Annotated in this window: 12 protein-coding genes and 4 tRNA genes; all 16 read right to left on the reverse strand. The window is 59.8% G+C overall.

Going from position 1 to position 11,248, the window contains the following annotated elements; genetic code table 11:
* Nucleotides 1–127: GTP-binding protein (locus RCH91_RS16010; RefSeq protein ID WP_306536001.1), on the reverse strand; the 127-nt coding region annotated here is incomplete at its 3' end.
* 61 nt (nucleotides 128–188) lie between these two features.
* Nucleotides 189–264 (reverse strand) — tRNA-Thr (locus RCH91_RS16015).
* Nucleotides 265–277: 13 nt separating this feature from the next.
* Nucleotides 278–354, reverse strand: a tRNA-Gly gene (locus tag RCH91_RS16020).
* 110 nt (nucleotides 355–464) lie between these two features.
* A tRNA-Tyr gene (locus RCH91_RS16025) sits at nucleotides 465–550 on the reverse strand.
* Nucleotides 551–573: 23 nt separating this feature from the next.
* A tRNA-Thr gene (locus tag RCH91_RS16030) sits at nucleotides 574–649 on the reverse strand.
* Nucleotides 650–806: 157 nt separating this feature from the next.
* Complete coding sequence (locus tag RCH91_RS16035; RefSeq protein ID WP_306535990.1) at nucleotides 807–1,619, reverse strand: electron transfer flavoprotein subunit beta/FixA family protein; 813 nt, start codon at nucleotides 1,617–1,619, stop codon at nucleotides 807–809.
* Between the two features lie 81 nt (nucleotides 1,620–1,700).
* Nucleotides 1,701–3,500, reverse strand: coding sequence for a YgiQ family radical SAM protein (locus tag RCH91_RS16040; protein ID WP_306535991.1), 1,800 nt, complete (start codon nucleotides 3,498–3,500; stop codon nucleotides 1,701–1,703).
* 10 nt (nucleotides 3,501–3,510) lie between these two features.
* Nucleotides 3,511–4,551: an N-acetyl-gamma-glutamyl-phosphate reductase gene (argC, locus tag RCH91_RS16045; RefSeq protein ID WP_306535992.1), complete on the reverse strand. Its 1,041-nt coding sequence runs from the start codon at nucleotides 4,549–4,551 to the stop codon at nucleotides 3,511–3,513.
* Nucleotides 4,552–4,677: 126 nt separating this feature from the next.
* Entirely contained in the window at nucleotides 4,678–5,070 is a 393-nt protein-coding gene (rpsI, locus tag RCH91_RS16050) for a 30S ribosomal protein S9 (protein ID WP_306535993.1), read from the reverse strand.
* Between the two features lie 36 nt (nucleotides 5,071–5,106).
* Nucleotides 5,107–5,538 carry a 50S ribosomal protein L13 gene (gene rplM / locus RCH91_RS16055; RefSeq protein ID WP_306535994.1) on the reverse strand — a complete coding sequence of 144 codons (432 nt, stop codon included), beginning with the start codon at nucleotides 5,536–5,538 and terminating at the stop codon, nucleotides 5,107–5,109.
* A gap of 103 nt (nucleotides 5,539–5,641) precedes the next feature.
* Entirely contained in the window at nucleotides 5,642–6,376 is a 735-nt protein-coding gene (truA, locus tag RCH91_RS16060) for a tRNA pseudouridine(38-40) synthase TruA (protein ID WP_306535995.1), read from the reverse strand.
* Nucleotides 6,377–6,448: 72 nt separating this feature from the next.
* The gene (locus RCH91_RS16065) at nucleotides 6,449–7,468 is read right to left on the reverse strand and encodes an aspartate-semialdehyde dehydrogenase (RefSeq protein ID WP_306535996.1); all 1,020 of its coding nucleotides are present in this window, start codon (nucleotides 7,466–7,468) and stop codon (nucleotides 6,449–6,451) included.
* A 3-nt stretch (nucleotides 7,469–7,471) separates the two neighbouring features.
* Entirely contained in the window at nucleotides 7,472–8,572 is a 1,101-nt protein-coding gene (gene asd / locus RCH91_RS16070) for an aspartate-semialdehyde dehydrogenase (protein ID WP_306535997.1), read from the reverse strand.
* 32 nt (nucleotides 8,573–8,604) lie between these two features.
* A complete protein-coding gene (leuB, locus tag RCH91_RS16075) occupies nucleotides 8,605–9,693 on the reverse strand; it encodes a 3-isopropylmalate dehydrogenase (RefSeq protein ID WP_306535998.1) in 1,089 nt (362 codons plus the stop codon).
* A gap of 260 nt (nucleotides 9,694–9,953) precedes the next feature.
* Nucleotides 9,954–11,003, reverse strand: a complete 1,050-nt coding sequence (locus tag RCH91_RS16080; protein ID WP_306535999.1) for a cytochrome C — start codon at nucleotides 11,001–11,003, stop codon at nucleotides 9,954–9,956.
* A gap of 46 nt (nucleotides 11,004–11,049) precedes the next feature.
* The coding region (locus tag RCH91_RS16085) for a hypothetical protein (RefSeq protein WP_306536000.1) at nucleotides 11,050–11,248 on the reverse strand (199 nt) is incomplete at its 5' end.

Below are 11,248 nucleotides of genomic sequence, written 5' to 3' on the forward strand. Positions count from 1 at the left end.
CAGCCTGACCCTGCTCGGCCAGAACCCGCGTGATGGCGGCGGTCAGCGTGGTCTTGCCGTGGTCTACGTGACCGATCGTCCCTATGTTGACGTGCGGTTTCGTTCTCTCGAATTTTGCCTTTGCCATGTAGGATTCCTCCCGGACACTCTATTTTGAGAATTGCTTCTCGTCAAAACGAAGAAAAAAATGGAGCCCACAACCGGACTCGAACCGGTGACCTCTTCCTTACCAAGGAAGTGCTCTACCTCCTGAGCTATGTGGGCGCAAAATGAAGTATGGAGCGGGAAACGGGACTCGAACCCGCGACCCTCAGCTTGGAAGGCTGACGCTCTAGCCAACTGAGCTATTCCCGCCAAACTCCTTTGAAGTTCTTTGAAGCCCTGCCGAGCTGCCGGCCCCAGTGCCTGCGACCTGTCGGTCTCCTGGAGAACGCCCGCCCCTCAGAAACTTCTGAAGGTTTGTATGGTGGAGGGAGGAGGATTCGAACCTCCGAAGTCGTACGACGACAGATTTACAGTCTGTTCCCTTTGGCCGCTCGGGAATCCCTCCAGACGAAGAAGCGAATTTTCAAATGGAGCTGGCGACAGGACTTGAACCCGCAACCTGCTGATTACAAGTCAGCTGCTCTACCAGTTGAGCTACGCCAGCGCGAACAAAATCTATACATGCTTTTTACGGCATGGTCAAGCTTTTTGCGCAAAGAAGATATGCTTTATAAACCAGAGCCCTTTAGGTGTCAAGAAAAATAATTCGTGACGATTTCTCGACTCCGCAGACACGAATGGAAAACCACCCGTCATTGCAACTAGAAGGGAAGCAGATCCTTGCCACGCAGTGTCTCAACGAGCAGGCGAGCCGTGCCCTCCGGATCGCTCTCACCGTCTCCGATGATTTGCCCCTTGGCTCGCTCTGGGGAAAAAATCCGACTGACCCATGTGGGTGACCCTTTGAGCCCGACGGCCGCAGGATCAAGCCTGAGAACGTCGTTGTTCCAGACCGTTACCGGCGAGCCAGTTGCCTGAAGACGCATGGGCACGGCAGGATAGCGGGGGCGGTTGATTTCTCGCACAACCGTAAGCATGGCCGGGAGCCGTCCCTCCACCACCTCGTAGCGCCCCTCAAGCTTTCGCCTGACCTTGATTGTTCGGGTCGCAAGGTCAAGATCCTCGATCCGGTCCACCAGCGTCAACTGGGTAAAGCCAAGCCGCGTCGCTATTCCCGGCCCCACTTGGGCGGTGTCGCCGTCAATGGTCTGCTTTCCGCAGATAACGAGGGCAACCTCATCCGATTCGGCCAGACGGCAGACGGCGGCGGAGAGGACATTGCTCGTCGCCAGGGTGTCAGCTCCGCCGAATGTTCTGTCGGATAACAGGATTGCCTCGTCCACCCCGAGAGAAAGAGCTTTGCGGATCGTAGCCTCGGCATTGGGAGGCCCCATGGAAAGGGCCGCCACGCGCAGACCGTAGCGATCCTTGAGACGAAGGCTCTCCTCAAGGGCATGGGTGTCGTAGGGGTTCACAATGAACGGAATCCCTTCCCGCACCAGGGTATTGGTGACGGGATCGATCTGAACCTGCGTTGTGTCGGGAACTTGCTTGATGCAGCAGACGACGAGCATCGGTGCCCCCCATGGAGTCTATATAAAACCAGAGCACTCACACTAACCTGATGTTAAGTAAAACGCACCCGAAGCGGCAGGTCAAGGGCGACGGAGCCTGCCGCCCCCTTTCTGCGATAACCGGCCGGAGCCAAGGAGTTCAGTTGCCGCATCCTCGCGGCCGCAGACTCTGAGCGCCTCCAGCACATGGCGCCGTTCCTCCGGAAGATGCCACAACAGAAGCGCCTTCTGGAGCCGTTTCTCCCGGTCGCTTCGCGCCACGTACACTCTCCGTCCTGAAAAAGGGTCGATCCCCGTGTGGTACATGCAGGTGGCAAGGGTGCCGGGAGTGGGTGTAAAATCCTGCACCTGCTCTACCCGCAGGCTGTGCCGTTTTAGAAAAAGGGCGAGCTCCACCATGTGGTCGAGGGTGCACCCAGGATGCCCCGACATCAGGTAGGGAATCACGTACTGCTTCCGGCCAAGCCTGGCGCTTTCGTTCCTGAAACGGGCGAGAAAACGCTCAAATGCCTCTTTGCCCGGCTTACGCATGAGATCGGTCACCGAGTCTACCGTGTGCTCAGGAGCGACTTTGAGGAGCCCTCCCACATGGTTGGCGAGAAGTTCTACCAGATACTCCGGCTGACGCTCGAGAAGGTCATAGCGAACGCCCGACGATACGGTCACGTGCTTGACCCCCGGAATCGATCTCACCCGCCTGAGGAGCGCCGCGGCTCGCCGGTCGCTGGTGACAAGGTGCCGGCAAACGGACGGAAAGAGACAGCTTCCGCGGCGGCAGCTAGCACCGCCATCGGCACTGCCGCAGCGCAGGCCGTACATATTTGCGGTCGGCCCTCCCACGTCGCTGATACTGCCCCGGAACCAGGGCATCGCGACCATGCGCTCCACCTCGGCAGTGACAGACCGCTCACTCCGTGACTGGATGACTTTTCCCTGGTGGTGCGTGATGGCGCAGAAGGCGCAAGCGCCGAAGCAGCCGCGGTGGGTCGTAACCGACGACTTGATCTGGTCGTAGGCGGGAACGGGCTCGGCGTACGACGGGTGGGGCGCCCGGGCGTACGGAAGAGAGTAGACGGCGTCCAACTCGGCCTCGGACAGGGGTATCGAAGGGGGATTGCAGAACAGGATGCGATCGCCGTGGCGCTGGGCAAGGGCTTTGCCGGCGCCGGAGATCATCTCTCTTGATGCGAGTACGAATGCTTCGGCATACCGCTGCGGATTGGTTACCACCTCCTCATAGGTGGGAAGCTCCACAACACTGGACGACATCTCTCCCCGCGCCGCGCAGGCAGTTCCCCGGATGTCAGAGATCTGCGCAAGGGGCTCTCCGCAACGAAGCCGCTCGGCCAGCTCGAGAATCGGCCGCTCTCCCATGCCAAACACAAGGATGTCGGCCTTGGCATCGAAGAGAACCGAGCGACGGACCTTGTCCTCCCAATAGTCGTAGTGAGCGAAACGGCGAAGAGATGCCTCGATGCCGCCGATCACCACCGGCACGTCCTTGAACGCCTCCTTGAGCCGGGAGGTATAGACGATGGTGGCACGGTTGGGTCGGGCACCATGGCGACCGCCTGGGGTGTAGGCATCGTCATGGCGAAGTTTTTTGAGGGGGGTGTAGTGGGCGACCATGGAATCCATGGCCCCCGCAGATACGGCAAAAAATAGCCGGGGACGCCCCATGGCCGTGAAGGGCTCCCGGGAGCGCCAGTCGGGCTGGGCGATGATTCCGACCCTGAAACCGCGGGACTCAAGCCAGCGAGCCAGAAGCGGTACGCCGAAGGCCGGGTGGTCAATGTAGGCGTCGCCGGTGACAAAAATGACGTCAAGCTCGTCCCAGCCCCGTCGCGCAGCCTCTTCTCTCGTGGTTGGCAGAAACGTCATGGAAACCTTGTCAGGGGAAGAGGGGAAGACCTTCCAGCCCCAACGCCTCGGGAAAATCATACATGATGTTCATGTTCTGCACAGCCTGGCCCGCGGCGCCCTTCACAAGGTTGTCAATGGCGGAAACAACGACGACCCGCCCGGTGCGGCTGTCGACGGCGAGACCGATGTCGCAGAAGTTGGAGCCCCGCACGTGGGAGGTGGAGGGAACGTTTCCGGCGGAGAGCACGCGGACAAAGGGCTCGCCGTCGTAGAAATCGGCATAGATCTTCGCCAGGTCTGCTGTGGTGGCACTGCCGGAAAGCCGCGCGTAGATGGTGGAGAGAATCCCGCGGTCCATGGGGACCAGATGGGGGGTAAAGGTGATGGTGATCCGCTCACCGGCTAGAAAGGACAGCTCCTGCTCGATCTCGGGGATGTGCCGGTGAACGCCGCCGATGCCATACGCCTTGAAACCGTCATTCACCTCACAATAGAGGTTCTCGACTTTGGCGCCCCGGCCTGCGCCCGAAACCCCCGACTTCGAATCGGCGATGATGGTGGTCGTATCGATGAGCCCCTTCTTCAGAAGCGGCATGAGACCCAGGATGACGCTCGTGGGATAGCAGCCGGGGTTCCCCACGAGTTGGGCATCCCCAATCTTCTCCCGCCGCACCTCCGGCAGGCCGTAGACCGCCTCGTTAAGGTTTTCTGGATTCATGTGGGGCTCGTACCACTGCTCGTACACGGCTGCATCGTTGAACCGGTAGTCGGCGGAAAGGTCAATCACCCGCCTCCCCAGCTTCAGAAAGGTTGGGACCACTTCCATGGCCGCCTTGTGGGGAAGGGCCGTAAATATAAGGTCGGCCTTCTCGGCCACCCTGACCGGTTCGAGATTCTCGAGAACCTGAGCGTAGCGGCCACGTAGCGTTGGGAATACATCGGCAACTGGCCTGCCGGCGCTCTGCTCGGAGGTGATGCAGGTGACAGCCACCTCGGGATGGCAGTGGAGAAGCCTGAGCAGTTCCACTCCGGTATATCCGCTCGCTCCGACAACGGCGACATTCAGCATGGGAAAACTCCTGGCGAAAAAGTGGCAGACGCGAAGTATGCAAGTATAGGGGAAACATCGATAAAGCAAAAGGGGAAAACCCGCGTGGATTTTCCCCTTGAACAACCGTGGCTGCAGATGGTGCGTTTAGCGCTTGGAGAACTGGCAGCTTCTCCGGGCGGCACGCTTGCCGTACTTCTTCCGCTCCTTGATGCGGGAGTCGCGGGTGATGAAGCCGGCCTTCTTGAGGGTACCGCGGAGGGTGACGTCCACTTCGAGAAGAGCTTTCGTGATTCCGTGTTTGATGGCGCCGGCCTGACCGGAGTCGCCGCCGCCGCGGACGTTCACATAGATGTCAAAGTTGCCAACCTTCTCGACCAGCTCCAGGGGCTGCTTGACGACCATCTTGGATGTCTCGCGACCGAAGTAGTCGTCGATAGTCTTGTTGTTGATGACGATGTTTCCGGTCCCCGGCTTCAGCCAGACCCTGGCGACCGATGATTTCCGCTTACCCGTACCGTAGTAGCTGATTGCTGCCATTCGTTATCTCCTGATCCGTATATTCTCTGATCCGATTTAGATGTCGAGATTCTTGGGCTGCTGGGCCTCGTGCGGATGCGCGGATCCGGCGTAGACCTTGAGCTTCTTGAGCATGTGACGGGCAAGCTTGTTCTTGGGAAGCATCCCCTTCACGGCCTTGCGAATAAGATCTTCAGGCTTCTTCTCGATGAGCTTGCCGGCAGTGATGGACTTGAGGCCACCCGGGAAACCGGAGTGACTGTGGTACATCTTGTCGGCGAGCTTGTTGCCGGTGAGCTGAATCTTCTCGGCGTTGATCACAACGACAAAATCGCCCGTATCCACACTCGGGGTGTAGATCGGCTTCTTCTTACCACGGAGGATATTGGCGATCTCGGTGGCCATGCGACCGAGCACCTTGCTATCGGCATCGACCAGGAACCAGTCCCTGGTTACTTCTTCTTTCTTTGCAACCTTCGTCGTCTTCATCGAACCCTCTCAAGCTGGATGGAATAAAGAGTAAAAACACTTTTCTCAGCGAAGGACGGATAATACTATCCACATTCCCGCCTGTCAACCCAAAAAAACATGCTCAGTAACAGACTTCCATGAGACACAGTCCCTGGGGAGGAGCCGTCGGCCCGGCGGCATGCACACCAGGCTGTTCAAAAAGAAGCGCCATGTCCTCCGCGCTCCGCCTCCCCTGCCCCACATCCACAAGGGTTCCGACCATGATCCGGACCATGTTGCGCAGAAATCCTGAGCCCCGCACGTCGATATGGAGCAGGCCCCCTTCCTCCTCCAAGTCCACGGCGTCGATCCGTCGAACGGTGGTCCGGGCGGCACAACCGGTGGTGCGAAAAGAGGCAAAGTCCCGCTCCCCCACCAGATGGCGGGCCGCCTCGCCCATGGCTGTCAGATCGAGCGCACCCCGTACGTGCCAGACATAGAGTCGGTCAAGGGGAGAGCGCCGTCCACCCCGGTGGATGGTGTAACGATAGTGCTTCCCGATGGCATCGAAGCGCGGATTGAAACCGTCCGCGGCCTCCCGGGCATCCCTGACGGCGATGTCAGGAGGAAGAAGCGCATTGAGCCCGTCAGAGAAAGCACGCAACGGCAGCCCCTTGTCGGTGGTAAAGGCGGCGACCATACCCCGCGCATGGACCCCGGCATCGGTGCGACCGGAGGAATGAACGCGAACCGGCCCCTTCAGCATCGTTGCCAGGGCTTCCTCCACCACCTGCTGAATGGAGAGTCCGTTGGGCTGGATCTGCCAGCCGACATAGTTAGTGCCGTCGTATTCGAGAATAAGCTTGATGGTGCGCATAAAAGGAAGGACGCCCCGGGGCGCCCCACAGACTCCGTGCATTCCTGTTGCGGATATGCACGGGCAACGTTCCTACTTGAGATACTTCTCGATCAGGATCTCGGCAATCTGGACGGCGTTCGTGGCCGCCCCCTTGCGGATGTTGTCAGCCACCACCCAGAGATTGAGGCCGTTTTCGATGGATTCGTCCTCCCGGATGCGGCCCACCAGGGTCAGGTCCTGGCCAGCGGCCTCTATGGCCATGGGATAGGAGCCGCTGGCAGGGTCATCCACCAGCTCCACGCCCGGGGCTTTGCTCAGAAGCTCGCGGGCCACGGCCACGGTCAGCTTCCTCTCGGTTTCGATATTCACCGACTCTGAGTGGCCGTAGAAGACCGGCACGCGGACCGTTGTGGCGGTGACCCGGATGTCTGTCTCCAGAATCTTCCGGGTCTCGTTCACCATCTTCATCTCTTCTTTGGTGTAGCCATTGTCACCAAAGGAGTCGATCTGGGGAAGGCAGTTGAAGGCGATCTGGTGGGGGTAGACCGCTATCTCCGGCGACTTACCCTGGAAAAGGGAGACCACCTGCTTCTGCAACTCCTCGATGGCCTTCTTGCCGGTGCCGGAAACCGCCTGGTAGGTGGACACCACGATCCGCCTGATGGTGGCGTAATCGTGGAGCGGTTTCAGGGCCACCACCATCTGGATGGTGGAGCAGTTGGGGTTGGCGATGATCCCCTTCTTCCGGTAGCCGGCAATGGCATGGGGGTTCACCTCGGGCACCACCAGCGGAACGTCCGGGTCCATGCGCCAGGCGCTGGAGTTGTCGATGCAGACGGCTCCGGCCGCGGCGGCCGCGGGACAGAACTCCCGGGAGCGGTCGCCGCCCGCCGAGAAGAGGGCGATGTCGATCCCCTCGAAGGAGTCGCGGGTCAGCTCCTCCACCAGCACCGGCTTTCCCTTGAACTCCAGCACCTCGCCGGCGCTGCGGGGGCTGGCCAAGTAGCGGATCTGCCCCACAGGAAAGTTACGCTCTTCGAGGCAGTCAATCATCTGGCTGCCGACGGCGCCGGTAGCACCGACGACAGCCACATTCCACAACCTGGCCATGAATTATTTCTCCACGAGGATGCGAAGCATCCGGCGCAGGGGCTCGGCGGCACCCCAGAGGAGCTGGTCGCCACAGGTGAAGGCCTGCACGTATTGGGGTCCCATCTTCATCTTGCGGACGCGGCCAATGGGCACCGTAAGAAGTCCAGATACCGCTGCGGGGGTCAGATCCGCCAGGGTATCGGCCTTGGCGTTCGGGACAAACTTGACCCACTGATTGTCGTTCTTGATCAGCTCTTCAATGTCGGCCAGGGGAACATCCTTGTTCAGCTTGATGGTCAGAGCCTGGCTGTGGCAGCGCATGGCGCCCACGCGGACGCAGATGCCGTCCACCGGGATCGGCGTGGAAGTGCCGAGGATTTTGTTGGTCTCCGCGAACCCTTTCCACTCTTCCCGGCTCTGGCCGTCCTCGACCTCGCGATCGATCCAAGGGAGGACGTTCCCGGCCAGGGGGAAGCCAAATTCCTTCTTCGGCAGGGTATCGCCACGCAGGGTGGCGGTCACGTCCCGGTCGATGTCGAGGATGGCCGACGAGGGATTCTTGAGGAGTTCAGCCACGGAACCGTGGAGAACTCCCATTTGAGAGAGGAGTTCACGCATATTGGGAGCGCCGGCGCCAGAAGCGGCCTGGTAGGTCATGGAGGTGAGCCACTCCACCAGTCCGGCCCGGAAGAGCCCCCCCAGGGCCATGAGCATGAGGCTCACGGTGCAGTTGCCGCCGATGAAGTCCTTTTGCCCCTTGGCCAGGGCCGCGTCAACGACGCCCCGGTTCACCGGGTCGAGGATGATGACCGCATTATCTTCCATCCTGAGCGTGGAAGCGGCATCGATCCAGTACCCCTGCCACCCCTGCTTGCGGAGTTCGGGGTGGACCGCCTTGGTGTAGTCTCCCCCCTGGCAGGTGATGATGATGTCGAGCTTCTTCAGCTCTGCAATGTCATCGGCGCTCTTGAGAGTGCCTGCATTCATGGGGGCGGGCTGCCCCGCCTGGGAGGTGGAGAAGAAAACCGGCTCGATACCGATGGTGAAATCACCCTCCTCCACCATCCGCTGGAGGAGAACCGAACCGACCATGCCGCGCCAACCAACGATTCCGACTTTCATAGGCAGAACTCCTTTTGAGGAAATATAAATCGCTACAGGGCCGCGATGATCGCGTCGCCCATCTCTTTGGTATTCACGAGCTTCTCGCCCGCCTTCTTTTGATAAATGTCGCGGGTCCGGAAACCTTGGTCGAGCACCTTGGCCACGGCGTTGTCGATGGCATCGGCCGCGTCGACCATACCGAAAGAGAACTTGAGCATCATCCCCATGGAGAGGATCTGTGCAATGGGGTTGGCGACACCCTGGCCGGCGATGTCCGGGGCGCTGCCGCCGGAGGGTTCGTACATGCCGAAGGTCCCTTCGGCCAGGGAGGCGGAGGGAAGCATCCCCAGGGAACCGGTCAGCATGGCTGCCTCGTCGGAGAGGATGTCGCCGAACATATTCTCGCAGAGGATCACGTCAAACTGCTTGGGCCAGCGGACCAGCTGCATGGCAGCGTTGTCCACGTACATGTGGGAGAGCTCCACGTCCGGGTACTCCTTGGCGATGCCGGTGACCACCTCCCGCCAGAGGACCGACGAGGAGAGGACGTTGGCCTTATCGATGGAACAGACTTTTTTGCCGCGCTTTCGTGCCGCCTGGAAGGCCACGTGGGTAATTCTTTCAATCTCGGGGACGCTGTAGCGCATGGTGTCGAATCCAACCCGGTCGCATCCCTCTCCCTCGATCCCCTTGGGCTGGGCGAAGTAGATGCCGCCGGTGAGCTCGCGGATGACCAGCACGTTGAAGCCGCCGGCGATGACCTCTTCCTTGAGGGAAGAGGCGCCGGTCAGGGACGGGAAGATTATGGCCGGACGGAGGTTGGCGTAGAGGCCGAAGATCTTTCTGAGGGGGAGAAGCGCGCCCCGCTCGGGCTGCTCGTCCGGAGGAAGGGTCTCCCACTTGGGGCCTCCCACGGAACCGAAGAGAATGGCGTCAGACGCCTTGCAGATATTCACGGTGGTTTCGGGAAGAGCCTTCCCTTCGAGGTCGATACCGGCGCCACCCACGTTGGCGTGGGTCCGCTCGAATTTCACGTTGTACTTCGCTTCCACGGCGTCCAGCACCCGGAGCGCCTCGGCCATTACCTCGGGACCGATGCCGTCACCGGGAAGAACCGCCACCTTGAACACCTGAGACATCCCTGCACCCCCACATAAATTTATACAAAAGTACTTAATACTATTGAGCAAAGTCTTCATTGTCAACAAAAAATAAGCTATATGAGATCCGCAAAGGCAAGGAAGAAGAGCTCGTCGTAGTTGCATCTGCGCGAGAGAATCGAGAGGGGTGCGGATCAACTCCATTGGGAAGCGAAGACAGAAAAGGGCGCCTGCCGTATATGGCTGGCGCCCCCTGATTCAAACCTTCAACGTAGCCTGTAACTGGCTGAGCACGAATCCTACCATGCCTCGCCGGTCCTGTTCTCGTGGGAACCGTGGCAATCCGCGTCGCAGGACGGAGTGTCATAACGGCTTGCCGATGTCGCCTTGGTGTAGCGGAGCAGTTTGTCCTCCAGGCTGGGGGTCCCGCCACCCTTACCGTCAGGATAGTAACGGGTCGGAAGACCCGAGGTAAAGGTTACAATCAGCCGGCTGACCTTGCCGCCATGGGGCACTCTCGTGTGACAGTACACGCAGGGGTATTTGAAGTGATTATCTTCTGAATGCGTATTGTTCGTATTGGTGATCGGGTGGCAATTCTTGCAGAACAGCCTGGTATTGCCTGCGTCACTAAGCTTCCAGAGTTGCCCGGTGGCAGAGTTATACGGCCACTCCTTGCCAACGCCGGTCAGTTTTCCATCGATACTATGGCAGTCTGAACACTTCATCGTCTGGGTTCCCACGTTGACGTTCCAGGGAGCCGTCAATTGGGTCTTGGCAAGGGCCTTCGGTGCCGGAGAGTTGGGATAATTGTTGAGACCGGTGACTATGGGGTGTCCGGAGCGGTTATTGGGGTTGAACTCCATGGCTTGGTCAGTAAGAAGCAACCCCGACGGGCCCATCACGCTGCTCACGCTGTTTGTGGTGGCGCCAAGGCCATTGGATGAGTGGCACTTGACGCACAGCTGGTACTGCTTGGCTGCCGGAGTCACCTTTGTGTACGATGCCGGCGCAGTCCAGATGCCTCCATTAACCGGCTCAACTCCGTTGTAGGTGGCGAAGTTCGTGGCGTAATCGCCATGCTTGCTCAGGTGAGTCTCTGCTCCGTGGCAGTTAGAGCAGGTGTAGGGCTGCCCCGCCACACCACTGACAATGGTGTCTTTGACGGCGGTTGCCGTGCTGTCGTGGCAGGTCTGGCAGACGGTAGCCGCGAAGCCGCCGTGCTGCGTGATCAAGTTGGTCCTATGACAGGAACCGCAGGTGCCCGTCCCGATCGTGGCCACGTGCCCCGCCATGGCCGGGACGGTCATGGCGAGGAGCGCGACGAACGTGATCCCGATGCGCTTCATTTCGTTTCTCCTTTCAGCTCCTGGAATTTATTCACGTTTACTTACCTTACTGAATCTGGAAGTCACCCTCGGCAACGTAGAGACTGCTCGAGGTGGGGGTGACGCGGAATTTCATCCAGCCGTAGCCGTTCATCCGATGGGCGATGGAGGTGACGTCGATCTCCTTCCATCCCGTGCTGCTCGTGCTGAGGCTCGCGGAGTAGCTGGTGTTCACCGAGGTCCCGCCGGACTGGTACGGATAGACC

Source organism: Geobacter sp., assembly GCF_030834625.1.
Classification (GTDB): domain Bacteria; phylum Desulfobacterota; class Desulfuromonadia; order Geobacterales; family Geobacteraceae; genus Geobacter.